Genomic DNA, 24752 nt, shown 5'->3' with positions numbered 1-24752 from the left:
ACAGCCCGCCTGCCGACCCGGCGGCCCTAGGCTTGCCCCACCGGGGCCGACGACGTCCCCGGACGGCGGCGCCTGCCTCACGAGGGCCGGCCAACACCCGAGGAGTCACGACCGTGACCAGCACGACCGCGCCCCACTGGGCCACCGAGGACGGCAGCGACGCGTTCGCGGGCGACCACGAGCAGGTGGTCTTCTGCCACGACCCCGCCAGCGGGCTGCGCGCGATCATCGCGCTGCACAGCACCGCCCTCGGCCCCGGCCTCGGCGGCACCCGCTTCTACCCGTACGCCAGCACCGCCGAAGCGCTCGCCGACGCACTGCACCTCTCGCGCGGCATGACGTACAAGAACGCCGTGGCCGGCCTCGAGCACGGCGGCGGCAAGGCGGTGATCATCGGCGACCCCGCGCGTGACAAGACCCCTGAGCTGCTGCGCGCCTACGGCCGCTTCGTCCAGAGCCTCGGCGGCCGTTACGTCACCGCCTGCGACGTCGGCACCTACGTGGCCGACATGGACGTCGTCGCCGAGGAGTCCGACTTCGTCACCGGACGCAGCGAGGCCAACGGCGGGGCCGGTGACTCCTCGGTGCTGACGGCGCTCGGTGTGTTCCAGGGCATGCGCGCGGCCGCCGCGCACCGGTGGGGCAGCGACTCGCTGGCCGGGCGCCGCGTCGGCATCGCGGGCGTCGGCAAGGTCGGGCACCTGCTCGTCGGGCTGCTGGCCGAGGACGGCGCGGAGGCGGTCGTCACCGACGTGTCGGAGCAGGCGCTCACCCGCGTGCGCGACGAGCACCCCGGCGTGCGCGTCGTGGGCTCCACCGACGAGCTCGTGGGCAGCGACCTCGACGTCTACGCGCCGTGCGCGCTCGGCGGCGCCCTGACCCCGGACGTCGTCGCCACCCTCAAGGCCGAGATCGTCTGCGGAGCGGCCAACAACCAGCTCGCCGAGCCGCAGGTGGCCGACCAGCTGCGCGAGCGCGGCATCACCTACGCCCCCGACTACCTGGTGAACTCCGGTGGCGTGATCCAGGTGGCCGACGAGCTGCACGGCTTCGACTTCGAGCGGGCGCGCGAGCGCACGCTGAAGATCTTCGACGCCACGGCGTCCGTGCTCGCTGAGGCCGACGCCGAGGGCGTCTCACCGTCGGTGGCGGCCGACCGGCTGGCCGAGCGCCGCATCGCCGCGGTGGCGCCGTCCGAGCGGCTGTGGCTGCCGACACGCGGCGGCCGAGGCTCCGGGCGGGCGGGCTCGCACCGGGCCTGAGAGCCGATCGGGTCAACGAGGCGGGCGCGGGGCCGACTGAGTCGTCGGAACAGGTCCGGACGATGTACCGTTGTGTCTACGACGAGACCACTGAACCCGGGGCCGCAGCTCGCCGCCCCGGTCTACGCATGAGGGGGTCGACGCCATGGGTCGCGGCCGAGCCAAGGCCAAGCAGACCAAGGTCGCCCGGGAGCTGAAGTACTTCAGTCCCAACACGGACCTGACTGCCCTCCAGCGAGAGCTCCACGGGAGCTCGTCGTACACCGAGCCGGACGACGCCACCGCGCCGTCCGACGACGAGGACGACGACTACCAGCAGTGGGCCTCCGGCCGCTGAGCGGCCGGGCTCAGACCTGCTGAGTCCCCAGCATCCGGACGGCGCCGCCGTCGACTCCCTTCGCCCCCTGGGTGAGGTCACCGGAGTCGTCGGCGGCGTCGTGCGTGCGCACGGTGCCGAGCACCCAGGCGGGCAGGCCGCGCGCCTCCAGGCGACGCACCGCCGCGTCGGCCGACGACGCTGACACCACGGCCACCATGCCGACGCCCAGGTTGAGCGTGCGCTCGAGGTCGGCCAGGGGCACCTGCCCGAGCCGGCGCACGAGCGCGAACACCGGTGCCGGCGTCCAGGTCGAGCGGTCGACCACCGCCTCGAGACCGCGGGGCAGCACCCGGGCGAGGTTGGCAGCGAGCCCACCGCCGGTGACGTGGCTGAGGGCGTGGACGTCGATGCCGTCGTCGCGGCCCGCGCGGACGAGATCGAGCACGTCCTGGGCGTAGACGCGGGTCGGCTCGAGCAGCTCCTCGCCCACCGTGCGCCCCAGCTCGTCGACGTGCCGGTCGAGCGCCCAGCCGGCGACGTCCAGCACCCGCCGCACGAGCGAGTACCCGTTGGAGTGCAGCCCCGACGACGCCATGGCCACCAGCACGTCGCCCTCGCGCACCCGCTCGGGGCCGAGGACGTCGTCCGCCTCGACGACGCCCGTGACGGCGCCCGCGACGTCGTACTCGTCGGGCCCGAGCAGTCCGGGGTGCTCGGCGGTCTCGCCGCCGGTGAGCGCGCAGCCGGCTGCGACGCAGGCCTCGGCGATACCGCGCACGACGTCGGCGATGCGCTCGGGCACCACGCGGCCGCACGCGATGTAGTCGGTCATGAACAGCGGCTCGGCGCCGGCCACGACGATGTCGTCGACCACCATGCCCACGAGGTCGAAGCCGATCGTGTGGTGGATGTCGAGGCGCTGGGCGATCTGCACCTTGGTGCCCACGCCGTCGGTGCTGGTGGCCAGCAGGGGCCGCCGGTAGGTCTTGAGCGCGCTGGCGTCGAACAGGCCGGCGAAGCCGCCGAGGGCGCCGACGACCTCAGGACGCCGAGTGCGCGCCACCCACTGCTTCATCAGCTCGACCGCGCGGTCGCCCGCCTCGGTGTCGACCCCGGCTCCGGCGTACGTCACCGGCTCACTCATGCGCACTCCTCTGGCAACTTCCGGGGAACTTGTCGTCTGGGCGGCCCTCAGGCGACGAATTCCGGGGAATCTGCGCAGAGGGGAGAGGGGTCACGGGCGGGTGAGGGCGTCGGAGCCGCCGCCGGCCAGACCCGTGGGCACGCCCTCGGCGTCGCGCGCGGGGCGCACTGCCTCCAGGCCGGGCAGGGTCTCGAGCACGTTCTTGCCGAGCTGGTCGGCGTCCGGCAGGGGGACGGGGTACTCGCCGGTGAAGCAGGCCCGGCACAGCGAGTCCTTCGGCTGGCCGGTGGCCGCGATCATGCCGTCCTCGCTGATGTAGCCGAGGCTGTCGGCGCCGATCGAGGCGCGCACCTCCTCCACGCCGAGGCCGGTGGCGATCAGCTCGGCCCGGCTGGCGAAGTCGATGCCGTAGAAGCACGGCCAGGTGACCGGCGGCGAGGAGATCCGCACGTGCACCTCGGCCGCCCCCGCCTCGCGCAGCATGCGCACCTGCGCGCGCTGGGTGTTGCCGCGCACGATCGAGTCGTCGACGACGACCAGGCGCTTGCCGCGGATGACGTCGGTGAGCGGGTTGAGCTTGAGCCGGATGCCGAGCTGGCGGATCGTCTGGCTCGGCTGGATGAAGGTGCGGCCGACGTAGGAGTTCTTGACGAACCCCTGGCCGAACGGGATCCCGCTGGCCTCGGCGTACCCGATGGCGGCGGGCGTGCCGGACTCCGGGACGCCGATCACCAGGTCGGCCTCGGCCGGGTGCTCGGCAGCGAGCCGGCGCCCCATCTCGACCCGCGCCTCGTGCACGACGCGGCCCGCGATCGTGGTGTCGGGCCGCGCGAGGTAGACGTACTCGAAGACGCAGCCCTTGGGCTCGGCGGCGGCGAACCGGCTCGACCGCAGCCCGTCGGAGTCGATGACGACCATCTCGCCGGGCTCGATCTCGCGGATGAAGCTCGCGCCGATCGTGGCGAGCGCCGGCGTCTCGCTGGCCACGACCCAGCCGCGCTCCAGCCGGCCGAGCACCAGCGGGCGGATGCCGTGGCGGTCGCGGGCGGCGTACAGCGTGTGCTCGTCCATGAAGACGAGGCTGAAGGCGCCGCGCAGCTCGGGCAGCACCTCCAGGGCCGTGGCCTCGAGGCTGTGGTCGGGGTCGCCCGCCAGCAACGCGGTGATCAGCGCGGTGTCGGTGGTGTTGCCCGCGCGCAGCTCGCCTGCCGCCTGGGCGCCGTACCGCTGCTGGACGACGGCGCGCAGCTCAGCGGAGTTCGTCAGGTTGCCGTTGTGGGCCAGCGCGACCGTGCCACCGGCGGTGTTGCCGAGCGTGGGCTGGGCGTTCTCCCAGACGCTGCCGCCGGTGGTGGAGTACCGGGTGTGGCCGATGGCCAGGTGGCCGGGCAGGGAGTTGAGCGCCGTCTCGTCGAAGACCTGGGAGACCAGGCCCATGTCCTTGTAGACGAGCAGCCGGCGTCCGTCGCTCGCGGCGATGCCGGCTGACTCCTGCCCGCGGTGCTGCAGCGCGTACAGGCCGTAGAACGTGAGCTTGGCGACCTCCTCACCGGGGGCCCAGATCCCCAGCACGCCGCAGGCGTCCTGGGGGGACTTCTCGCCGGGAAGCAGGTCGTGGGTCAGCAGCCCGTCGCCTCGTGCCACCCGCTCAGTGTCCCACAGGTCAGGGGTGGCGGCGGTCGAGCACGAGCGCGACCACTCCCCCGAGCAGCGCACCCAGCAGGCCGAGCAGCACGGCGAGGTAGCCGATGAGCGGCCCTGGGCTCGAGCCGGGGTCACCGGAGCCCGCCAGGCCGGCGATGACCGCCGCCACGACGCCGACCACGCCACCGGTCAGCAGGAACCGGCTGTAGCGCGGGTGCCGGCGGACGGGGATGCGGCGGGGCTGGGGCTCGGGGGGCTGCGACGGCTCGCTCACATCAGCACGGTAACCGGACGCCGCAAGGCCGGCTGACGGGGCATCCGTGGGTGCAGCGATTCCGGGGTGATCACCCCAGGATGGATGCACCCACGGATGCACCCATCGGTGCTCACATGCGGGACTCGCCGGCGGTGGCACCCTCGAGCCGCTGGGCCAGCCACACCGGCAGGATCGACGCCGCCACGAGCAGCACCGCGACGACGTTGACGACGGGCGCCTGGTTGGGGCGGAACAGGTTGTTGAAGATCCAGATCGGCAGCGTCGGCGAGCCGGGGCCGGCCGTGAACGTCGTGACGACGATCTCGTCGAAGCTCAGCCCGAAGGCGAGCAGCCCGCCCGCCACCAGCGCCGAGCGCAGCAGCGGGAAGGTGACCAGCCGGAAGGTCGTGAGGGGCCGAGCCCCCAGGTCGGCGGACGCCGCCTCGAGCGAGCCGCCGGTGCGCCGCAGCCGCGCCGTCACGTTGTTGAACACGACGACGATGCAGAACGTCGCGTGGCCGACGATGATCGTGAACAGGCCGGCCCCGATCCCGAAGACGGGCCCGAGCACGTTCTGGATCACCGACTGCAGCGCGATACCGGTGACGATGCCCGGCAGCGCGATCGGCAGCACCACGAGCAGCGAGATGGCCTGGCGGCCGAAGAAGTCGTAGCGCGTGAGCGCCAGGGCCAGCAGCGTGCCCAGGACGAGCGCGATCGCCGTGGCGCCGATACCAGCCTCGACCGAGGTCCGCAGGGCGTCGCGGGGACCCTGCGCGTGCAGCGCCAGGTCCCACCAGCGCAGGGTGAAGCCGGGCGGAGGCCAGCCGAAGGTGCGGTCGCTGTTGAAGGAGTTGAGCGCGACGACGGCGAGGGGGGCGTAGACGAACAACAGCACGAGCGCGGCGAAGGCCCACAGCGCGCCGCGGGCGCGACGGGTCAGGCGCACGACGACCCCCGGGCGATCACAGGTTCTCCAACGCGCCGGTGCGGCGCACGGCCAGCAGGTAGACGACCATGATCACGACCGACGCCGTACCCAGCGCCGCCGCGAACGGCAGGTCGAGCGTGATGTTCTGCAGCACCGCCGAGCCGAGCACCTGCACCTTGCCGCCGACGATCTGCACCGCGATGTAGTCGCCGAGGCTGAGCGAGAAGGTGAACACGCTGCCCGCCGCGATGGCCGGCAGCAGCGCGGGCACGACGACACGTCGGAAGGTGAGGAGGTTTCCGGCGCCGAGGTCGGCAGACGCCTGCAGGTGGCTGTCGGGCATGCGTTCCAGACCGGCGTACACCGGCAGGATCATGTACGGCAGCCAGAGGTACGTGAGCGTCACGATGACGGCGACGAGGCCGTAGCCCGGCGTCCCGCCGAAGGTCGAGTCGAGAACGCCCTCGGGTCCGAGCATCGCGCGCCACGCGTACGCCTTCACCAGGTAGCTGGCCCACAGCGGCACGAGCACCAGAGCGAGCAGCAGCCCGCGCAGCCGTTGCGGCGCCACCTTCGCCATGAAGAACCCGAAAGGCACGGCCACGAGGACGCACACGACGGTGACGCTGGCGGCGATGAACAGCGTGCGGCCGATGATGCGCAGGTAGACGGGGTCGGCCACCAGGCCCTTGAGGTTGTCGAGGGTGAAGGTGCGCACCACCTGGTTGGTGAACGGGTCGGTGGTCCACACGGCCGTCGCGAAGATCGCCGCGAGCGCGCCGAGGTAGGCGACCACCAGCCACAGCATCGGCGGTGCCAGCAGGCCCGTGAGGGCAAGACGTCGGCGCATGGCGGTCACCTCCTCGGCGCGCTCGGGGATCTACGGACGGTTTCGTTGCGGTGGTTGCGGATCAGCTGTTGCGGACGTCGGTCCAGGCCTTGGTCCACTCGGCGTAGTCGGTGCACTTGACGTCCGTGCGGCCGTCGAGGCACTGCGGGATCGGCGTGTTCCAGAAGTAGACCTTCGAGAAGTAGTCCTCGTCCTCGGCGTGGAACACCTTGCAGTGGTTGGGGTCCGAGGTCTCGGCGCACGCCTTGCGGTTGGCCGGAGCCTCGCCGAAGTACTCGGCGATCTGCGCGTTGGTCTTCGGCGAGACGATGTGGTCGATGAACTTGTAGGCGCAGGTCTTGTGCTTGGACTTCGCCCCCACCATCCAGGTGTCGGACCAGCCGGTCGAGCCCTCCTTCGGCAGCACCGCGTCGACCGGAGCCTTCTCGCCCTGGGCGACGTTCGCGATGACCTGCCAGGTGGTGCCCACCACCGTCGAGCCGGACTTGAAGGCCTGAACCTCCTTGAGGTAGTCCGACCAGTACTCGCTGACGTTGGCCTTCTGCTGCTTCAGCAGGTCGATCGCCGCCTGCAGCTGCTTGCTGTCGAGCGCGTAGGGGTTCTTGATGCCGAGGTCGGGCTTCGTGCGCATGAGGTAGAGCGCGGCGTCCGCGATGTAGATCGGGGAGTCGTAGGCGGTGACCTTGCCCTTGTACGGCGACGCCTGGTCGAACACGACCGACCACGAGTCCGGAGCCGGCTTGACGACGTCCGTGCGGTACATCAGCAGGTTGGCCCCGCGGCCGTGCGGGATGCCGTACGCGACCCCCTTGACCGAGTTGAACGGCTGCATCTTCAGCGCGTCGAAGATGTCGGGGTAGTTCGTGATGAGCTTGGTGTTGACCGGCTCGACGTCACCGGCCGCGATGAGGCGCAGCGTGGCGTCGCCGGACGCCGACACGACGTCGTACTGGCCCGTGCGCATGAGCTGCACGGCCTCGTCGGAGGTGCCGAACGTCTTGACGTTGACGTTGCAGCCGGACTCCTTCTCGAACCCGGTGACCCAGTCGACGCTCTTGTCGTTGCTGCCGTCCTCGACGTACCCCGGCCAGGCCAGCACGTTGACCTCGCCCTCGGGCTGGCCGAGGGCGCTGAGGGCCGACAGCTTGGGCGGGGTGAAGCCGCCCTGGGTGGCGTCGGCCTTGCTACCGCTGCCGCTTGAGCCGCCGCAGGCGGCGAGCGCGAGGGCGGCCACCGCCCCCACGGCGACGGCAGCGAGGGGGTTCCTACGCATGAGGTGCTCCTTCATCGATGCTCGGGGTGGTGGGTGGCGGCACGTCCATCACGTGCTCGTCGCGCCAGGCCAGGCGAACGGGGTCACCGCGCCTGATCGGAGCCGACGCAAGCTCAGAACCGTTCTGCTGCAGGGCGATCAGTCGGGCCCCGGCGCCGATGTCGACGACGACGCGCGTCACCGGGCCGGCGTAGACGACCTCGCGGACGACGCCCTGGGTCGTGCGCTCGTGATCGCCCGGCACCGCGCCGTCCGCGAGCACGCGCAGCTTCTCGGGGCGGATCCCGAAGCTGCCAGCACGGCCGAGCACTTCGCGAGCGACGTTGCCCTGCAACAGGTTCGAGGTGCCGACGAAGCCAGCGACGAAGGCGGTGGCTGGGCTGTCGTAGACCTCGCTCGCCGGCCCCACCTGCTCGATGCGCCCGGCGTTGAAGACCGCGATGCGATCCGACAGCGTCAGCGCCTCCTCCTGGTCGTGGGTCACGAACAGGAAGGTGATGCCGACCTCGCGCTGGATCGCCTTGAGCTCCACCTGCATCTGCTCGCGCAGCTTGAGGTCGAGCGCTCCGAGCGGCTCGTCGAGCAGCAGCACGCGCGGCCGGTTGACCAGCGCCCGGGCGAGCGCGACGCGCTGGCGCTGACCACCGCTGAGCTGGCCCGGCCGGCGCGCGCCGAGGTCGGGCAGGCGCACCTGCTCGAGCGCCTCGGCCGCGCGACGGCGGCGCTCGGCGCTGGGCACCTTCTTGACCCGCAGGCCGTACTCGACGTTCTCCTGCACGCTCATGTGCGGGAACAGCGCGTAGTCCTGGAAGACCGTGTTGACGTCGCGGTCATAGGCCGGCGTGCGCGTGGTGTCGACGCCGGCGAGCTCGACCGTGCCGGCCGTGGGCTCCTCGAAGCCCGCGATGATCCGCAGCACCGTGGTCTTGCCCGAGCCCGACGGCCCGAGCATCGAGAAGAACTCGCCGTCGGCGATGTCGAGATCGACGTCGTCGACCGCGACCACCGGTGGGTGGCCGGCGAACTCCTTGCGCAGGCCACGCAGCCGGACGGCGGGGCCGCCGTCGGGGCGGCTCGGGGTGGCGGAGGGGCTGGACACGCGGCAGAACCTATGACTTCATAGGTCAACGCGCAAGGGTCCGACCGGAACTTCACCGACGTCGCTACCGTTTCGTGACCCGAGGGGCGAGCTGGGTTCGAGCAGCCGAGCAGGAGACGACGTGACGACGACGAGCAGGGGGCTGGCACCCGGCGGACGCCTGTCTTCACGCGCTCGCTCAGCGGTGTTCTCACCCCTGGAGCCCACCGGCCGGGCGGAGGCCGTCACGCGCCGCCTGTCGGACGCCATCGCGCTCGGCCTGCTGCGCGGCGACGAGCAGCTGCCCAGCGAGACCGACCTGGCCGAGAAGCTCGGCGTGTCGACGGTGACGGTGCGCGAGGCGCTGACCTCCCTGCGCGAGCAGGGCCTCGTGCGCACCCGCAGGGGTCGGGGTGGCGGCTCTTTCGTGTGCGCGCCCGCCGACGCCGCGACGTCCGTGCTGCGGGCGCGACTGCGCTCGTTCGCGCTCGGTGAGCTGCGCGACCTGGCCGACCACTACGCCGCGATCAGCGGTGCGTGCGCCCGGCTCGCGGCCGAGCGCGCGGATGACGACGACCACGCCCGCCTGGCGTCGGGCACCGAGCGTCTCGGCGCCGCCACCGAGGCCGGTGCCCGCCGTCGCGCCGAGGGCCAGTACCACCTCGAGCTCGCGGCCAGCGCCCAGTCGCCCCGACTGACGCGTGAGGAGATCGCCCTGCAGAGCGCGGTGGGTCCCGTGCTCTGGCTCGCCTACGCCGACGACGCCACCGTCACCGCCGCGTGCCGCCAGCACGAGCGCCTGCAGCAGGCGGTCGCCGCAGGTGACGCCGCGGTGGCCCGAGCGGCCGCTGAGGACCACGTGGCGGAGATGTTCGCTGCCGCGCGAGCCCTGCATCGCGAGATGATGTCCGGGTGAATGCCGTCCCCGGGCCCGTCGCGACGCAGACCGCGACCGCTGCGCCGGCGCAGGTCGTGGCCGCCGTCGACGCCATGGGCACGCGCGTGGCGCAGCTGCTCGACGGCCTGCGCGAGCAGGTGACGGCGGCGTTCGCCGACGCTCGACCCCGCCGGGCCGACCTGCACGTCGTCGGGCCGGCGACCGCCGCGCTGCGCCTGCCCGACCTGCCCCTCGTGGGCGCGGGTTTCGTCGCCGCCCCCGGGGCGCTGGCCGACGCGCCGTACTGGCTCGAGTGGTTCACCACCGACCACGACGTCGACCAGCCGACGGTCGAGCCGCTCGACGCGCAGACCGATCCCGAGGCCGACGACTTCCGCGACTACACCGCGCTCGCGTGGTTCAGCGCGCCCCGCGACGACGGCCAGGCGCACGTCACCGGGCCCTACGTCGACTACCTGTGCACCGACGAGTACACGCTGACGTTCACCCAGCCGGTGGTCGTCCGCGGCGACTTCGTGGGGGTCGTCGGTGCGGACCTGTTCGCCCGGAGCATGGAGGCGGCCGTGCTGCCGGTGATGGGCCGCCTCGCGACCCCGTCGCTGCTGGTCAACGCCGCCGGGCGGGTCGTGGCCGCGTGCCGCACGACGTGGGTCACCGGTGACCTCGTGCGCGACGCGCCGGCCGACTGGCAGCGGCACCCGTGCTCGTCGCTGCCGTTCACGCTGCTCGTCGCGACCGGCTAGACCAGCGGCAGGTGGCCGCTGAGATCGGCCCGCTCACCGCTCGCGCTCACCAGGGCCTCAGCCCGGGCCCGGCCCCAGGTGACCGCTCCGGTCACGAGCCCGAGCCAGGTGGCGGCGTCCGTCTCGACGACGTTCGGCGGCGTGCCGCGGGTGTGCCGGGGCCCTGCGATGCACTGGGTGACGCCGTACGGCGGCACGCGTACCTCCACCGTGTGCCCCGGTGCCCGCGCCGCCAGCTCCTCGAGGCTCCAGCGCACCGCGGTGGCGGTCACGGCCCGGGCCGCCTGGCCGTCCGCGTCCTGCCACTCGCGCAGGGCCGCCCGTCCGGCGTCGGGGTCGATGCGTCGTCGTGCGGGCATGCCCCGATGCTCGCACCCCCTGCGGCGCCGGACAGGATGACCCCATGCGCTTCGACGACGTCACGGCGGTCACCCCGGCCGGCACCAGCGGCCGCTACACCGCGCAGGTCGACCCGCAGTGGTCGATCGCCGGCAAGCCGAACGGCGGGTACCTGCTCGCGCTGTGCGCCCGGGCGGCACAGGCCGAGCTGAGCGCCGAGGGCGAGCACCACCCGCACGTCGTCGCCGCGAGCGCCACCTACCTCAGCCCGACGGCGTTCGGGCCGGCGCGGCTCGACGTCGAGGAGCTGCGCCGCGGGCGGGGCACCAGCGTGCTGCGCGTCCGCCTCTCGGACGACGACGGCACGCCCCGCCTCGAGGCGCACGTCACCTGCGGCCGACTGCGCGACGACGCCGAGCCGCACCACGACAACGTCACCGCGCCGGACGTGCCGCCGATCGAGCAGTGCGTCCGGCTGCCGGTGGACGGGCCGGGCTTCCAGGTGCCGATCATGGGCGTGCTGGCCGAGCACCTCGACCCGGCGTGCCTCGGCTGGGCGACCGGCGCGCCGTCCGGCGCGGGTGAGCTGCGCGGCTACCTGGCCTTCGACGACGGCCGCGAGCCCGACGCGCTCGCGCTGCTGCTCGCGGTCGACGCCTTCCCGCCGGCGACCTTCGACCTCGGGCTCGGCGGTTGGGTGCCGACGCTGCACCTGAGCGCCTGGGTGCGGGCGCTGCCGGCGCCGGGCCCGCTCGTGGTGCGGCAGGCGGCCCGGCTGGTCGAGGCGTCGATGGTCGACGAGACCTGCGACGTCTGGGACTCGCGCGGGCGGCTCGTCGCCACGGGCCACCAGCTCGCCGGGGTGCGGGTGCCGCGCCCGGCCTGAGCCGCCGTCCAGCATCCGGAACCCGCGGGAGACCGGGAACAGCACGGGTCGCCTCGTGCTTGCCCACGGGGGACGCGCTGAGAGCGATCCCACCCGTCGTGACCGTCGAGCCAGAGGACCGCTGTGACCACCGCCTGCCCGACCGACGAGCGCACGGACGCCTCGGATGCCGCGGCCGCACCCACTCGCGCCGCGATCGGCGTGCCGCTCGGCCTGGTCGTCCTGCTCGGCTCGTTGCAGGGCCTCGGGCCGCTCTCGCTCGACACCTACCTGCCCGCGCTACCTGACATCGCGCGCGACCTCGGCGCGTCGACGTCGGCCACGCAGCTGACGCTCACCGCCACGCTGGTCGGTCTGGCCGCCGGGCAGCTGGTCTTCGGCGCGCTGAGCGACCGGCTGGGGCGCCGCCGACCGCTGCTGGCCGGGCTGGCGCTGTACGTCGTGGCCAGCGTGCTGTGCGCGGCCGCGCCGACGGTCGAGCTGCTCATCGCCGGACGCTTCGTGCAGGGTTTCGCGGGTGCCGCGGGCATGGTCAGCGCGATGGCAATCGCGCGTGACAGCACGCACGGCACGGCCATGGCCCGGTTGTTCGCCGCCCTGATGCTCGTCACCGGGGTGGCGCCGATCCTCGCGCCGGTGCTCGGAGGCCAGCTGCTGCTGCTCACCTCGTGGCGGGGCATCTTCGGCCTGCTGGCCGTGGCCGGAGCGGTGCTGCTCGCCGTGGCGGCGCTGCGCGTGCCCGAGACGCTGCCGGTCGAGCGGCGCCGGGGCGGCGACCTACGCAGCATGCTGAGCACCTTCGGCGGCCTGCTGCGCGACCGCACGTTCCGTGGGCCGCTCCTCGCGCTCGTGCTGGCCTGCGGCGGCCTGTTCGGCTACCTGTCCGGCTCACCGTTCCTGCTGCAGGACGTGCACGGGCTCTCGGCCCAGGCCTACAGCGGCGTCTTCGCGGTCAACACCATCGGCCTCACCGCACTGAGCCAGCTCAGCGGGCGGATCGTGCACCGCACCGGCCCGGCCCGCCTGCTGGTCGTCGGGACGGCGATCTGCGCGCTCGGCGGCGTGGGGCTGCTCGCTGCGACGCTGACCGGCGCCGGACTGGTCGCGGTGCTGCCCGCGCTGTTCTGCGTCGTCGGCGGCATGGGCTTCGTGTTCCCCAACGCCAGCGCGCTGGCTCTGGCGGCGCACGGGGAGACGGCGGGGTCGGCGTCCGCGCTGCTCGGCACCGGTCAGTTCGTCGCCGGGGCCGTGGCCGCACCGCTCGTCGGGCTCGGTGGCGACGCGACGCTCTCGATGGCGGTGGTGCTCGCGGTGGCGACCGTCGCGTCCGTGATGGCAGCGCTGGCCAGCAGCCGCGGCGCGCCGCTCGGCCGCGGAGCGAGTCTCTAGCGCGACGGGCTCTCGGGGAGGACGCCATGCCGCAGTTCGCCGTGCTCATCTCCAGCGACGACTCCGCACGAGCCAGACGAGACCGGCCGCCGACGGGGCGCTACCTCAGCGGGTCGAGCACGGCCTCGTCGCTGGAGTTGAGGGGAGTCGGCGCGACCGCCAGAGCGTCCTCCGCGTCCGGGGTCGACGCGCGGGCATCGGCCAGGACGTCGGCCGGCACGTGCCGCTCGAGGAAGCGCCGGGCCATCCGGCTCGACGGGTGCACGCCGATGGTCGCGACGACGATGATCGCGGCGATGATCAACCAGCCGACGGCGCCCCAGTTCATCGCGAGGAACGTGTACAGCGCCGGCGCCCACACCTTGCCCAGGGTGCCGGCCAGCTCGCCGGCGCCCTGGTAGGAGCCGCGCTGGCGGGGGTCCATCAGCTCGGCCTCGAACGTCCAGCTCGCCGCCGAGAGGTAGAGCTCGGCACCGGTGACGGTGACGTGCCCCAGCCAGACCAGCGCGATCGTGAGCCAGCCGACGGTGTCGTGCGTCGCGAGCGTGATGACGCACGAGACGACGAAGAACACGGACGAGATGCGCATCGCCTTGAGCGCGGTGGGCAGGTCCTTGACGCCGCGGGCCGCCGCCATCGGCAGGAAGATGCACATCACCGTGTTCGTGCCGAACAGGAACGCCAGCAGCACGCGCGGCGCGTCGGTCTTCTGCACCAGCCACAGCGGGATGACGACGTTGAGCAGCACCTGGTTGGTCCAGAAGACGCCGCCGAAGAACTCGGTGAGCAACCAGCCGGGGTTGCGCAGCGGGCCCGGGCCGGCGACCTTCACCTTGCGCTCCTCCGGCGTCCGCTCGTCGTGCGGCGCCCGAGGCAGTCGCGTGATGGCGAGCGCGTTGACCGCGAACGCAGCGGCCGTGAACCACGGCAGCGCGTGCAGGACCTCGTTGGAGCGGAAGGCCAGCGCGATGCCCCCCATGAGCGAGCCGAGGGTGAAGCCGGCGTTGAGCGCGGAGTACATGTAGGCGCGGGACTTCACGCGCTCGCCGGGAGGCAGAGCGTCGATGGTGTACGCCCCGAAGGCCGCGCCGCCGAGAGCGCCGATGACCTCCATGGCCACGGCCATCACGACGTAGCTCTTGAAGCCGGTGACGAACGGCCACACGGCGAACATCGCGCCCTGGCCCATGGCGCTCAGGGCCCACATCTTCTTGGGGCCGAAGCGGTCGACGAGCCGGCCCATCGGCAGCGCCGCGAGGAACGCGCCGATGCCGGCGAAGGTCAGGCCGAGTCCGACCTGAGCCGCCGTCAGCCCGACGATCTGGGTGAAGAACACCGCCGACCCGGTGAGGAAGGTGCCCTGGCCGAGCGCGAACAGCAGCGACTGGGCCGACAGGCGGCCGGCCAGCGGGGACGGTGGGCGGACGCGGTTCACGAGGGCGACAGAGAGTGACACTCTGGCGATTCTCCGTGCACCAGGCCGCGGATGTCGCCTGATTTTCCCGCCCGTGGCTGGCTCTCCCCGTTGATCACGTTAAGGGGGCGACACTCCGGTTGCCGAGGGTTGCAACCCTCGGCAAGCGGCATGTCGCCCCCCAAACGTGATCAACTTCCGGGGGGGCGGGGGTGGGGCGGGGCGAAGGGTCACGCCGAGGGGGTGGGGGGTCAGTGGCCGAAGGCCGCCGGCAGCGTGCGCTCGTGCACCTCGCGCAGCTCGGCGAGCGGCAGCGTGAACTGCCCCTGGACGTCGAGGACGGCGGCACCGGCCTCGCCGTCGTCGACCACGCCGATCCGCAGGTGCGGCACGCCCCGCGCGGTGCACATGTCGGTGAAGCGCACCTCCTCCGAGCGCGGCACGGCGACGATCGCCCGGGCGGTCGATTCGCTGAACAGCGCGACGAACGGGTCGATGCCGTCGCGCTCGCACAGCTCGTCGAGCCACACGCGCGCACCCACGCCGTACCGCAGGCACGACTCCGCCAGCGCGATCGCCAGGCCGCCGTCGGACAGGTCGTGCGCGGCGTCCACGAGGCCGTCGCGCGAGGCGGCGACGAGGATCTCGCCGAGCACCCGCTCGGCGTCGAGGTCGACGGCCGGCGGCAGGCCGCCGAGGTGCCCGTGCACGACATCGGCCCACGACGAGCCGCCGAGCTCGTCGCGCGTGGCACCCACGAGGTAGATGACCTCGCCCGGCGTGCGCCAGCCGGACGGCGTGCGGCGCGTGACGTCGTCGAGCACGCCGAGCACTCCCACCACCGGCGTCGGGTGGATCGCGACGTCGCCGGTCTGGTTGTAGAGGCTGACGTTGCCGCCCGTGACCGGGACGCCGAGGGCCTGGCAGGCGTCGGCGAGGCCGGTGACGGCCTGCGCGAACTGCCACATGACGCCGGGGTCCTCGGGCGAGCCGAAGTTGAGGCAGTCGGTGACGGCGAGCGGCGTCGCGCCGGCGGTGGCCACGTTGCGGTAGGCCTCGGCGAGCGCGAGCTGCGCGCCGGCGTGCGGGTCGAGCGCGGCGAACCGGCTGTTGCAGTCGGTGGAGATCGCGATGCCGCGGCCGGTCTGCTCGTCGACGCGCACCACGCCGGCGTCGTCCGGCATCGCCAGCGCGGTGTTGCCCATGACGTAGCGGTCGTACTGGTCGGTGACCCACGCGCGGCTGCTGAGGTTGGGTGAGCCGAGCAGCTGGAGCAGCGCCGCACGCAGCTCGTCGCCGGTGCGCGGGCGGGCCAGCCGCTCGGCCGTCGGGACGTCGGCCTGGAGCGCGTCGAGGGACGCCGGTCGCTCGTACGGGCGCTCGTAGACCGGCCCGTCGTGGGCGACCGTGCGCGGCGGCACGTCGACGACCGTCTCGCCGTGCCACTCGATGACGAGCCGGCCGCCGTCGGTGACCTCGCCGATCACCGTGGCCTCGACGTCCCACTTGCGGCAGATGGCCATGAACTCGTCGAGGCGCGCCGGCGTGACGACCGCCATCATGCGCTCCTGCGACTCGCTCATGAGGATCTCCTCAGGAGCGAGAGTGTTGTCGCGCAATGGAACGCGGTCGAGCCAGACGTGCATGCCGCTGTCGCCGTTGCTGGCGAGCTCGCTCGTCGCGCACGACAGGCCCGCGCCGCCGAGGTCCTGGATGCCGTCGACGACGTCGGCGGCGAACAGCTCGAGGCAGCACTCGATGAGCACCTTCTCGGCGAAGGGGTCGCCCACCTGCACGGCTGGTCGCTTGCTGGGGCCCGTCGACTCGAACGTCTCCGACGCCAGCACCGACACGCCGCCGATGCCGTCGCCGCCGGTCTTGGCGCCGAACAGCACGACGTGGTTGCCCTTGCCCTTGGCGCTCGCGAGGTGGATGTCGTCGTGCCGCATCGACCCGACGCACAGCGCGTTGACGAGCGGGTTGCCCTGGTAGGAGGGGTCGAAGACGACCTCGCCGCCGATGTTGGGCAAGCCGAGGCAGTTGCCGTAGCCACCTACTCCCGCAACGATTCCGGGCAGCACGCGGTGCGTGTCGGGGTGGTCGATCGCACCGAAGCGGAGCGGGTCCATCACCGCGATCGGCCGCGCACCCATGCTCATGATGTCGCGCACGATCCCGCCGACGCCGGTGGCCGCACCCTGGTAGGGCTCGACGTACGACGGGTGGTTGTGGCTCTCGACCTTGAAGGTGACCGCCCAGCCGTCACCGATGTCGACGACGCCGGCGTTCTCGCCGATGCCCACCATCAGCTTCTCGCGCATGGCGTCCGTGGTCTTCTCGCCGAACTGGCGCAGGTGCACCTTGCTCGACTTGTACGAGCAGTGCTCGCTCCACATGACGCTGTACATCGCGAGCTCGGACGACGTGGGCCGGCGTCCGAGGATCTCGCGGATGCGCTCGTACTCATCGGCCTTCAACCCGAGCTCGGCCCAGGGCTGCTCGACGTCCGGGCTGTCGCCCGCCTGCTTGACCGTGTCGACGCTCACGCGCGCACCAGCCCCTCGACCGACTCGATGACGGAGGTGAAGAAGGTCAGGCCGTCCAGCCCCTCGGTGCCGCTGCGCGCGTCCGGCCCGAAGCCCGGCTCCGTGGCGTGCTCCGGGTGCGGCATGAGGCCGACGACGTTGCCCGCGGCGTTGGAGACACCGGCGATCGCGCGGTAGGAGCCGTTGGGGTTGTCGCCGGCGTACCGCGCGACGACGCGCCCCTCACCCTCGAGCTCGTCGAGCGTGCGCTCGTCGGCGACGTAGCCGCCCTCACCGTTCTTCAGCGGGACGACGATCTGCTGGCCCTGCGTGTAGCCGCGAGTCCAGGGGGTGTCGACGCGCTCGATGCTCAGCGTCTGGTCGCGGCAGACGAACTTGCGGTGGTCGTTGCGCACCAGCGCGCCGGGCAGCAGGTGCGTCTCGCACAGCACCTGGAAGCCGTTGCAGATGCCGAGCACCGGCAGGCCGCCGGCCGCAGCCTGCACCAGCGGCGTCATCACGGGCGCGAAGCGGGCGATCGCGCCGCAGCGCAGGTAGTCGCCGTACGAGAACCCGCCGGGGATCACGACGGCGTCCACGCCCTTGAGGTCGGCGTCGCCGTGCCAGAGCGCGACGGCCTCGGCCCCGGCGATGCGGGCGGCGCGGGCGGCGTCCTTGTCGTCGAGCGAGCCGGGGAAGGTCACCACGCCGATGCGCATCAGGCGACCTCGACCCGCACGACGTCCTCGATCACCGGGTTCGACAGCAGCGTGGCCGCGGCCTCGCGCACCTGGGCGAGCACCTCGTCGGTCACCTCGCCCTCGACCTCGAGCTCGAACCGCTTGCCCTGGCGCACGGAGGTGAACCCCGTGAAGCCCAGGCGTGGCAGGGCGCCGGCGACGGCTTGTCCCTGCGGGTCGAGGATCTCGGGCTTGAGCATGACGTCGACGACGACGCGTCCCATGCAGGCGCTCCAGGTGATGGCGGCCGTGTCGGCCGGGCGATCAGCGGCTCCTCCAGGGTACCGACGCCGTGGGCGTGCTCTGACCACCCCGTCGCCGGTGGACGCCGACCCGTGCCAAGGTGAGGGCATGCAGCTCACCCACCTCGGCCACGCCTGCCTGCTCGTCGAGACCGACGGCGCCCGCGTGCTGTTCGACCCCGGCGTCTTCAGCTCGGGGTTCGAGCAGCTCACCGACCTCACCGCCGTCGTCGTCACCCACCAGCACGGCGACCACGTCGACGTCGAGCGGCTGCCTGCGCTGCTCGCGGCGAACCCGGACGCGCGACTGCTGGCCGAGCCCGAGACGGTGCACCAGCTGCGCGAGGCCTCGATCGAGGCCGAGCCGCTGCACCCCGGCGACGAGGTGGAGCTCGCCGGCGTGCCACTGCGCGGGGCCGGCGGCCACCACGCGGTGATCCACCCCGACGTCCCCCGCGTGGGCAACGTCGGGATGCTGCTGGGCCGCTCGACGACCGACGGCGGCAGCGGCCTGCTGCTGCACCCGGGCGACGCGTACGACGTCGCACCGAGCGGGGTCGACGTCCTGGCGCTGCCGGTGTGGGCGCCGTGGTCGAAGACGTGGGACATGGTCGAGTACCTGCGCGCGGTGAGCCCGGCGGTCGCCGTCCCGGTGCACGAGGGGCCGCTGCAGCCGCCGGCGCGGGCGATCTACCTGGCCCACGCGACGCACCTGGCCCCTGAAGGCACCCGGATCGTCGACCTCGCCGGCGCCGGCGCCACTGACCCCCTGGCTTCCTGACCCCCCCCTGCCGGCAAATTCCCCGGAACTTGTACGCCTGAGAGGCCTCAGGCGTACAAGTTCCGGGGAATTTGCCGCGAAGTGGGTCGGGGCGGCGGGCGTCAGGCGGGGAAGGGTGTGCCGGTGAGGCGCTCGTAGGCCTCGAAGTAGGCAGCGCGGGTGCGCTCGACGACCTCGGCCGGCAGCGGCGGGGGCGGCGCGTCGCCCGAGCGGTCCCAGCCGGACGCCGGCGAGGTCAGCCAGTCGCGCACGACCTGCTTGTCGAACGACGGCTGCGACCCACCCGGCGCCCAGCGCTCGAGCGGCCAGAAGCGCGAGGAGTCCGGCGTCAGCACCTCGTCACCCAGGACGACGGCCCCGCCCTCGTCGCGGCCGAACTCGAGCTTGGTGTCGGCCAGCACGATGCCGCGCTCGCGGGCGATGCCCTCGGCGCGGGCGTAGACCGCGAGCGTGAGGTCGCGCAGGCGCTCGGCCGCGTCGTCCCCGATCGTGGCGGCCACCTGCTCGTAGGTGACGTTCTCGTCGTGGTCGCCGAGCTCGGCCTTGGTGGCGGGGGTGAAGATCGGCTCCGGCAGGCGCGACCCGTCGACCAGCCCCTCGGGCAGCAGCACCCCGCACACCGCACCCCCCGAGCGGTACTCAGCGAGCCCCGAGCCGGTGAGGTAGCCGCGCGCCACGCACTCGACCGGGTACATGTCGAGGCGCTGCACGAGCACGGCCCGCCCCGCCACGGCGTCCGGCACCGGCCCGTCGACGAGGTGGTTGGGCACGAGGTCGGCGAGCTGGTCGAACCACCACAGCGACAGCTGGGTGAGCACCCGCCCCTTGTCGGGGATCGTCGTGGCCAGCACGTGGTCGTAGGCGGAGATGCGGTCGCTCGCGACGACCAGCAGGTGGCCGGTGCCGTCGTCCGGCTCGTAGAGGTCGCGCACCTTGCCGGAGTAGACGTGCCGGTAGCCGGGCAGCTCGGGTGCGGGCGGGATGTTGGCGATCATGCGTGTACTTCGGCCGCCGCAGCGGCGATGTCGGAGCGGTGCTGGCCGCCGTCCAGGTGGATGCGCGCGAGCGCGTCGTACGCCGTCGCGCGGGCGGCAGAGAGGTCGGGGCCGGTGCCGACCACCGACAGCACCCGGCCGCCGGACACGACCACGTCGCCGTCACGCTCGGCGGTGCCGGCGTGCAGCACCGTGGCGCCCGGCACGGCGGCGGCGTCGTCCAGGCCGCGCAGCACGCCGCCGGTCTGGGTGGACGCCGGGTACCCGGGGGCGGCGAGCACGACCGCGACGGCGGCGTCCGGCGTCCAGCGCAGCGGTGCGAGGTCACCGAGGGTGCCGGTGGCCGCGGCGTGGAGCACCGACGCGAGGGGCGTCTGCAGCCGGGCGAGCACCACCTGCGTCTCGGGGTCACCGAAGCGGGCGTTGAACTCCACGACGCGCAGGCCGCGCGCGGTGAGGGCCAGACCGACGTAGAGCAGGCCGGCGAAGGGCGTGCCTCGGCGGGCCATCTCGTCGACCGTCGGCTGCGCGACGCGAGCCACCACCTCGTCGGTGAGGCTCATCGGCGCCCAGGGCAACGGCGAGTAGGCGCCCATGCCGCCGGTGTTGGGCCCGGCGTCGCCGTCGAGCAGGCGCTTGAAGTCCTGGGCCGGCGCCAGCGGGACGACGACCGCACCGTCGGTGATGCAGAACAGCGACACCTCGGGCCCGTCGAGGAACTCCTCGACCACCACCTGCGCATCGCCGCCGCGAGCCAGGCAGGCTGCGGCGTGAGTGAGCGCGGCGGCGCGGTCGTCGGTGACCACCACGCCCTTGCCGGCGGCGAGACCGTCGTCCTTGACGACGTACGGCGCACCGAGGGCGTCGAGCGCCTCGGCCACCTCGTCGACGGTGCGGCAGACGTGCGCCAGCGCGGTCGGCACTCCGGCCGCCGCCATGATCTGCTTCGCGAACGCCTTGCTGCCTTCGAGCTGCGCGGCCGCCCGGCTCGGGCCGAAGCAGGCGACGCCGGCCTCCCGCACCGCGTCGGCGACGCCGGCCACGAGCGGGGCCTCGGGCCCGATGACGACGAGGTCGGCGCCCCACGAGACGGCGAGGGCGGCCACGGCGTCACCGTCGAGGGGGTCGACCGCGAGGCACTCGGCCTGCGCCGCGATGCCCGGGTTGCCCGGTGCGGCGGCCAGGGCCTCGACCTCGCGATCACGGGCCAGGGCGCTCAGCAGGGCGTGCTCGCGGGCTCCGGACCCCAGCACCAGGACCTTCATGGTCGGTGAGCGTAGCGAGCCGGCGTCCCCCTTCCGCCGCTCGGGCCGCCGCGGGCGCCGAAAAACCGGCCTGGGCGGCGGGGCTGGGCAGCACGAAGCCCCCGAGAGGCAGGGGGGTTTCTCTCGGGGGCTTCGTGGTCACGAGAACGCGTCGCGTGGGGGGATGCGACCAGTGGTTCTCGAGGCCGGCGAGCCGGCTACCGCGAGGATGGCAGATACCGGTGCGACACGCCAGGGTTCTGGCACATTTGTGCAGCGTTCAACGGTCGGTCGAGACCTCAGCCGGTGAAGGCCTCGCCCAGTGCCTCGTCGAGCAGGCTGAGACCGAGCCGGGCCTCGTCGTCCGAGACGGTGCACGGCGGGACGACGTGCAGCCGGTTCATGTTGACGGCGGGCAGCAGGCCGCGCCGCTTGCAGGCCGCGGTGAGCCGGCCCATCGGCGCGGCGTCGGCTCCGCTGGCGTTGTAGGGCACCATCGGCTCGCGGGTCTCGCGATCGCGCACGAGCTCGAGCGCCCAGAACACGCCCAGGCCGCGCACCTCGCCGATGACGTCGTGCCGCTCGGCCAGCTCGGCCAGGCCCGGCGCGAGCACCTCGCGCCCGATACGCGCGGCGTTCTCGACGATCTTCTCGTCGGTCATGGCGTTGATGGTGGCCACGGCGCTGGCGCAGGCCAGCGGGTGGCCCGAGTAGGTGAGGCCGCCGGGGAAGGGGCGCTCGCGGAAGGTCTCGTAGATGGCGTCGCTCACGATCACGCCGCCCAGCGGCACGTAGCCGGAGTTGACGCCCTTGGCGAAGGTCACGAGGTCGGGCTGCAGGCGCCCGCCGTCCGACGCGGTGAAGTTGTCGACGGCGAACCACGCGCCGGTGCGCCCGAACCCGGCCATGACCTCGTCGGCGATCCAGACGATGCCGTACCGGTCGCAGATCTCGCGGACGCCGGCCAGGTACGCGGGCGGCGGCACCATGATTCCCGCCGTGCCGGGGATCGTCTCGAGCACGATGGCCGCGATGGTGCCGGGCCCCTCGAGCTGCACGACCTGCTCGAGGTGGGCGAGGGCGCGGGCGCACTCCTCGTCGTCGGTGGCGGCGTTGAACGCCGAGCGGTAGGTGTACGGCCCGAAGAAGTGGACGACGCCCTCAGCGCCGGAGTCGTTGGGCCAGCGGCGCGGGTCGCCGGTGAGGTGGATCGCCGTCTGGGTGTTGCCGTGGTAGCTGCGGTAGCGCGCGAGCACCTTGCGGCGGCCGGTGTGCAGGCGAGCCATGCGCACGGCGTTCTCGACCGCCTCGGCCCCCGCGTTGGTGAAGAACACGTGGTTGAGGGCGTCACCAGGTGCCCGCTCGGCGATGAGGCGCGCGGCCTCGCTGCGCGCGTCGTTCGCGTGCTGCGGTGCGACGGTGCACAGCTTCGCCGCTTGCTCCTGGATGCCGCGCACCACGGCCGGGTGCTGGTGACCGATGTTGGTGTTGACCAGCTGGCTGCTGAAGTCGAGCAGCGGGTTGCCCTCGCCGTCCCAGACCCAGCTGCCCTGCGCCGCCGCCACCACCATCGGATCGAGCGCGCCCTGCGCCGACCACGAGTGGAAGACGTGTGCGCGGTCGAGGTCGTAGGCGCGCTGGGCGGCCTCGCGGTCGATCGGGGGCGCGGTGGGGGCCAGGGACTCCACGGTGACGGTGCTCATGCTGGCCAGCGTAGGTCGGCGGACGGCAGCCGTCGCCTGCACTCTGTACGACGATCCGGCCGGCGCGCTGTCAGACCGTCAGCGCAGCCGGGCCTCCAGCCGCCCGCGCACGCTCGGCCACTCGTCGCGCAGGATCGAGAAGACGACGGTGTCGCGGAAGGTGCCGTCGGCGCGCGCCTTGTGTCGGCGCAGCACACCCTCGCGCGTGGCGCCCAGCTTGGCGATGGCCGCCTGCGAGCGCTCGTTGATGAGGTCGGTCTGCAGCTTGACCCGGCCGAGGCCGCAGTCGTCGAAGCAGTGCGCGAGCAGCAACAGCTTGCACTCGGGGTTGACGGCGCTCGCCCACCAGCGTGGGCCGTAGCCGGTCCAGCCGATGTGGGCGCGCTCGTCGTGCAGGATCACGTCACCGATGCTCGTCGTGCCGACGACCGTGCCGGCGGCGCCGAGTTCTGAGTTGGCCACCAGCCGCACGGTGTAGGCGACGCGGTAGCCGGGCGCGCCAGGCTCGACCGCCCTGGCCTGCTCGGCGGCGAGCGCCGAGCTGCGAGCGCCGGCGACGTCCGCCGGACGCCCCGCGGGGCCGCCGCCGTACCCCGCGGCCCACACGCGCTCGTCGTCGAGCGCCGCGAACAGGCCGGGGCCGTCGTCCGACACCGTGGGGTCGAGCCGGACGACGCGACCGACCAACGGACGCGCATCGGGCGCGATGGCGCCCACTCAGCCCTCGAGCAGGTCGTGCCGGCTGATGATCTGGTCGCGGCCCGGGCCCACGCCGATGGCCGAGACCCGTTGCCCGACAAGCTCTTCGAGCCGCTCGACGTACCGCTGGGCGTTCACCGGCAGCTCCTCGAAGCTGCGGCAGTGGCTGATGTCCTCCCACCAGCCGGGCAGCTCCTCGTAGATCGGCTTGGCGTGATGGAAGTCCGACTGGGTCATCGGCATCTCGTCGTGGCGGACGCCGTCGACGTCGTAGGCCACGCACACCGGCACGGTCTCCAGGCCCGACAGGGTGTCGAGCTTGGTGATGACGAAGTCGGTGACGCCGTTGATGCGCTGGGCGTACCGGCCGACGACGGCGTCGAACCACCCGCAGCGGCGCGGCCGACCGGTGGTGGTGCCGTACTCGCCGCCGGTCTTGCGCAGGAACTCGCCCATGTCGTCATGCAGCTCGGTGGGGAACGGGCCCTCGCCGACGCGGGTCGTGTACGCCTTGAGGATCGCGACGACGCGGTCGATGCGGTTCGGCGGGATGCCCGAGCCGGTGCACGCGCCGCCGGCCGTCGCGCTCGACGACGTGACGAACGGGTAGGTGCCGTGGTCGACGTCGAGCAGCGTGGCCTGGCCGGCCTCGAGCAGCACGGTGCGGCCGTCGTCGAGCGCGTCGGTGAGCAGCAGGCCGGTGTCGCGCACCATCGGGCGCAGCGCCTCGGCGTGCTCGAGCAGCTCCTCGACCACCTCGTCGACCGTGATGGCCCGGCGGTTGTAGATCTTGGTGAGGATCTGGTTCTTCAGCTCCAGCGCACCCTCGACCTTCTGGCGCAGGATGCCCTCGTCGAACAGGTCCTGCACGCGGATGCCGACGCGGTTCATCTTGTCGGCGTACGTCGGGCCGATGCCGCGGCCGGTGGTGCCGATGCGGCGGCTGCCGAGGAACCGCTCGGTCACCTTGTCGAGCACGCGGTTGTAGGGGGCGATGACGTGCGCGTCGGCGCTGACCACCAGACGGCTGGTGTCGACGTCGCGCGCGCGCAGGCCCTCGAGCTCCTCGAAGAGGACGGCGAGGTCGACCACCACGCCGTTGCCGATCACCGGGGTGCAGCCGGGCGTGAGGATGCCGGACGGCAGCAGGTGCAGCGCGTACTTCTCGTCGCCGATGACCACGGTGTGCCCGGCGTTGTTGCCGCCGTTGAACTTCACGACGTAGTCGACGCGGCTGCCGAGCAGGTCGGTGGCCTTGCCCTTGCCCTCGTCACCCCACTGGGCTCCGACGAGCACGATCGCGGGCATGTGGTCACCTGCTTCCTGACGCGACGTCCGCGAGGTCCCGCGGACCCCGCGAGGCTACCGAAGAACGCCGCCCGCTCACGAACGCCGCC

The 24752-nt window shown here is 72.9% G+C and carries 24 protein-coding genes; 7 read left to right on the top strand and 17 right to left on the bottom strand.

What is annotated here, in order from left to right:
- Positions 1 to 113: 113 nt before the first annotated feature.
- Both ASD06_RS18095 and ASD06_RS18090 read left to right on the top strand, forming a co-directional pair.
- Complete coding sequence (locus ASD06_RS18095; protein ID WP_056680921.1) at positions 114 to 1262, top strand: Glu/Leu/Phe/Val dehydrogenase dimerization domain-containing protein; 1149 nt, start codon at positions 114 to 116, stop codon at positions 1260 to 1262.
- A 145-nt stretch (positions 1263 to 1407) separates the two neighbouring features.
- Positions 1408 to 1599, top strand: coding sequence for a DUF3073 domain-containing protein (locus ASD06_RS18090; protein ID WP_056680917.1), 192 nt, complete (start codon positions 1408 to 1410; stop codon positions 1597 to 1599).
- A gap of 10 nt (positions 1600 to 1609) precedes the next feature.
- On the opposite strand, the gene purM is transcribed toward ASD06_RS18090, so the two are convergent.
- The 7 genes from purM to ASD06_RS18055 all read right to left on the bottom strand — a co-directional run bounded on the left by purM (position 1610) and on the right by ASD06_RS18055 (position 8778).
- On the bottom strand, positions 1610 to 2725 hold the full coding sequence (purM, locus tag ASD06_RS18085) for a phosphoribosylformylglycinamidine cyclo-ligase (protein WP_056680915.1): 1116 nt from the start codon (positions 2723 to 2725) through the stop codon (positions 1610 to 1612).
- Between the two features lie 90 nt (positions 2726 to 2815).
- Positions 2816 to 4369, bottom strand: a complete 1554-nt coding sequence (purF, locus tag ASD06_RS18080) for an amidophosphoribosyltransferase (protein ID WP_056680912.1) — start codon at positions 4367 to 4369, stop codon at positions 2816 to 2818.
- 19 nt (positions 4370 to 4388) lie between these two features.
- Entirely contained in the window at positions 4389 to 4643 is a 255-nt protein-coding gene (locus ASD06_RS18075; protein ID WP_056680909.1) for a DUF6223 family protein, read from the bottom strand.
- Between the two features lie 112 nt (positions 4644 to 4755).
- Positions 4756 to 5574, bottom strand: a complete 819-nt coding sequence (locus ASD06_RS18070) for an ABC transporter permease (RefSeq protein WP_056680907.1) — start codon at positions 5572 to 5574, stop codon at positions 4756 to 4758.
- Positions 5575 to 5590: 16 nt separating this feature from the next.
- Positions 5591 to 6406: an ABC transporter permease gene (locus tag ASD06_RS18065; RefSeq protein WP_056681295.1), complete on the bottom strand. Its 816-nt coding sequence runs from the start codon at positions 6404 to 6406 to the stop codon at positions 5591 to 5593.
- Between the two features lie 61 nt (positions 6407 to 6467).
- Entirely contained in the window at positions 6468 to 7679 is a 1212-nt protein-coding gene (locus ASD06_RS18060) for an ABC transporter substrate-binding protein (RefSeq protein WP_056681292.1), read from the bottom strand.
- Positions 7672 to 8778 (bottom strand): ABC transporter ATP-binding protein, encoded by a 1107-nt coding sequence (locus tag ASD06_RS18055; protein ID WP_056680904.1) that lies wholly within the window; start codon positions 8776 to 8778, stop codon positions 7672 to 7674. Before ASD06_RS18055 ends, ASD06_RS18060 begins: the two co-directional genes overlap by 8 nt.
- 121 nt (positions 8779 to 8899) lie before the next feature.
- Between ASD06_RS18055 and ASD06_RS18050 the strand changes: the two genes are divergently transcribed.
- Together ASD06_RS18050 and ASD06_RS18045 are read left to right on the top strand one after the other, a co-directional pair.
- A complete protein-coding gene (locus ASD06_RS18050; protein WP_235502383.1) occupies positions 8900 to 9673 on the top strand; it encodes a FadR/GntR family transcriptional regulator in 774 nt (257 codons plus the stop codon).
- A complete protein-coding gene (locus ASD06_RS18045; RefSeq protein ID WP_056680898.1) occupies positions 9670 to 10398 on the top strand; it encodes a cache domain-containing protein in 729 nt (242 codons plus the stop codon). Before ASD06_RS18050 ends, ASD06_RS18045 begins: the two co-directional genes overlap by 4 nt.
- On the opposite strand, the gene ASD06_RS18040 is transcribed toward ASD06_RS18045, so the two are convergent.
- Positions 10395 to 10757, bottom strand: coding sequence for a sterol carrier family protein (locus tag ASD06_RS18040; protein WP_056680894.1), 363 nt, complete (start codon positions 10755 to 10757; stop codon positions 10395 to 10397). The genes ASD06_RS18045 and ASD06_RS18040 overlap by 4 nt on opposite strands.
- 44 nt (positions 10758 to 10801) lie before the next feature.
- Between ASD06_RS18040 and ASD06_RS18035 the strand changes: the two genes are divergently transcribed.
- Entirely contained in the window at positions 10802 to 11623 is an 822-nt protein-coding gene (locus ASD06_RS18035) for a thioesterase family protein (RefSeq protein ID WP_056680892.1), read from the top strand.
- 123 nt (positions 11624 to 11746) lie between these two features.
- Positions 11747 to 13012 carry a multidrug effflux MFS transporter gene (locus ASD06_RS18030; RefSeq protein ID WP_056680889.1) on the top strand — a complete coding sequence of 422 codons (1266 nt, stop codon included), beginning with the start codon at positions 11747 to 11749 and terminating at the stop codon, positions 13010 to 13012.
- Positions 13013 to 13112: 100 nt separating this feature from the next.
- On the opposite strand, the gene ASD06_RS18025 is transcribed toward ASD06_RS18030, so the two are convergent.
- The 4 genes from ASD06_RS18025 to purS all read right to left on the bottom strand — a co-directional run bounded on the left by ASD06_RS18025 (position 13113) and on the right by purS (position 17915).
- The gene (locus tag ASD06_RS18025) at positions 13113 to 14468 is read right to left on the bottom strand and encodes an MFS transporter (protein WP_056680886.1); all 1356 of its coding nucleotides are present in this window, start codon (positions 14466 to 14468) and stop codon (positions 13113 to 13115) included.
- A gap of 209 nt (positions 14469 to 14677) precedes the next feature.
- Positions 14678 to 16972, bottom strand: coding sequence for a phosphoribosylformylglycinamidine synthase subunit PurL (gene purL / locus ASD06_RS18020; RefSeq protein WP_056680884.1), 2295 nt, complete (start codon positions 16970 to 16972; stop codon positions 14678 to 14680).
- The gene (purQ, locus tag ASD06_RS18015) at positions 16969 to 17670 is read right to left on the bottom strand and encodes a phosphoribosylformylglycinamidine synthase subunit PurQ (RefSeq protein WP_200942299.1); all 702 of its coding nucleotides are present in this window, start codon (positions 17668 to 17670) and stop codon (positions 16969 to 16971) included. The genes purL and purQ overlap by 4 nt, the downstream gene beginning before the upstream one ends.
- Positions 17670 to 17915: a phosphoribosylformylglycinamidine synthase subunit PurS gene (gene purS / locus ASD06_RS18010; protein ID WP_056680878.1), complete on the bottom strand. Its 246-nt coding sequence runs from the start codon at positions 17913 to 17915 to the stop codon at positions 17670 to 17672. Before purS ends, purQ begins: the two co-directional genes overlap by 1 nt.
- Before the next feature lie 127 nt (positions 17916 to 18042).
- On the opposite strand from purS, the gene ASD06_RS18005 reads away from it, so the two are divergent.
- Entirely contained in the window at positions 18043 to 18714 is a 672-nt protein-coding gene (locus ASD06_RS18005) for an MBL fold metallo-hydrolase (RefSeq protein WP_056681289.1), read from the top strand.
- 101 nt (positions 18715 to 18815) lie between these two features.
- On the opposite strand, the gene ASD06_RS18000 is transcribed toward ASD06_RS18005, so the two are convergent.
- The 5 genes from ASD06_RS18000 to ASD06_RS17980 form a co-directional block, all read right to left on the bottom strand.
- The gene (locus ASD06_RS18000) at positions 18816 to 19709 is read right to left on the bottom strand and encodes a phosphoribosylaminoimidazolesuccinocarboxamide synthase (RefSeq protein ID WP_056680874.1); all 894 of its coding nucleotides are present in this window, start codon (positions 19707 to 19709) and stop codon (positions 18816 to 18818) included.
- The gene (gene purD / locus ASD06_RS17995; RefSeq protein ID WP_056680871.1) at positions 19706 to 20974 is read right to left on the bottom strand and encodes a phosphoribosylamine--glycine ligase; all 1269 of its coding nucleotides are present in this window, start codon (positions 20972 to 20974) and stop codon (positions 19706 to 19708) included. Before purD ends, ASD06_RS18000 begins: the two co-directional genes overlap by 4 nt.
- A 278-nt stretch (positions 20975 to 21252) precedes the next feature.
- On the bottom strand, positions 21253 to 22656 hold the full coding sequence (locus ASD06_RS17990) for an aspartate aminotransferase family protein (RefSeq protein WP_056680869.1): 1404 nt from the start codon (positions 22654 to 22656) through the stop codon (positions 21253 to 21255).
- Between the two features lie 78 nt (positions 22657 to 22734).
- The gene (locus tag ASD06_RS17985) at positions 22735 to 23373 is read right to left on the bottom strand and encodes a GNAT family N-acetyltransferase (protein ID WP_056680866.1); all 639 of its coding nucleotides are present in this window, start codon (positions 23371 to 23373) and stop codon (positions 22735 to 22737) included.
- Complete coding sequence (locus tag ASD06_RS17980; RefSeq protein WP_056680865.1) at positions 23374 to 24663, bottom strand: adenylosuccinate synthase; 1290 nt, start codon at positions 24661 to 24663, stop codon at positions 23374 to 23376.
- Positions 24664 to 24752: the final 89 nt, after the last annotated feature.

The sequence above is a fragment of the Angustibacter sp. Root456 genome, assembly GCF_001426435.1.
Classification (GTDB): Bacteria; Actinomycetota; Actinomycetes; order Actinomycetales; family Angustibacteraceae; genus Angustibacter.
Note: the sequence above shows the minus strand (reverse complement) of the source record. Positions and strands in the feature narration are given on the sequence as shown.

Excerpts from the sequence above, each read along its gene's own strand:
- ASD06_RS17980 (WP_056680865.1), bottom strand. The coding sequence starts at position 24,663 with ATGCCCGCGATCGTGCTCGTCGGAGCCCAGTGGGGTGACGAGGGCAAG.
- purS (WP_056680878.1), bottom strand. The coding sequence starts at position 17,915 with ATGGGACGCGTCGTCGTCGACGTCATGCTCAAGCCCGAGATCCTCGAC.
- ASD06_RS18090 (WP_056680917.1), top strand. The coding sequence starts at position 1,408 with ATGGGTCGCGGCCGAGCCAAGGCCAAGCAGACCAAGGTCGCCCGGGAG.
- purM (WP_056680915.1), bottom strand. The coding sequence starts at position 2,725 with ATGAGTGAGCCGGTGACGTACGCCGGAGCCGGGGTCGACACCGAGGCG.
- ASD06_RS17990 (WP_056680869.1), bottom strand. The coding sequence starts at position 22,656 with ATGAGCACCGTCACCGTGGAGTCCCTGGCCCCCACCGCGCCCCCGATC.
- ASD06_RS18065 (WP_056681295.1), bottom strand. The coding sequence starts at position 6,406 with ATGCGCCGACGTCTTGCCCTCACGGGCCTGCTGGCACCGCCGATGCTG.
- purD (WP_056680871.1), bottom strand. The coding sequence starts at position 20,974 with ATGAAGGTCCTGGTGCTGGGGTCCGGAGCCCGCGAGCACGCCCTGCTG.
- ASD06_RS18005 (WP_056681289.1), top strand. The coding sequence starts at position 18,043 with ATGCAGCTCACCCACCTCGGCCACGCCTGCCTGCTCGTCGAGACCGAC.
- purQ (WP_200942299.1), bottom strand. The coding sequence starts at position 17,670 with ATGCGCATCGGCGTGGTGACCTTCCCCGGCTCGCTCGACGACAAGGAC.
- ASD06_RS18040 (WP_056680894.1), bottom strand. The coding sequence starts at position 10,757 with ATGCCCGCACGACGACGCATCGACCCCGACGCCGGACGGGCGGCCCTG.
- ASD06_RS18000 (WP_056680874.1), bottom strand. The coding sequence starts at position 19,709 with ATGATCGCCAACATCCCGCCCGCACCCGAGCTGCCCGGCTACCGGCAC.
- ASD06_RS18035 (WP_056680892.1), top strand. The coding sequence starts at position 10,802 with ATGCGCTTCGACGACGTCACGGCGGTCACCCCGGCCGGCACCAGCGGC.
- ASD06_RS18060 (WP_056681292.1), bottom strand. The coding sequence starts at position 7,679 with ATGCGTAGGAACCCCCTCGCTGCCGTCGCCGTGGGGGCGGTGGCCGCC.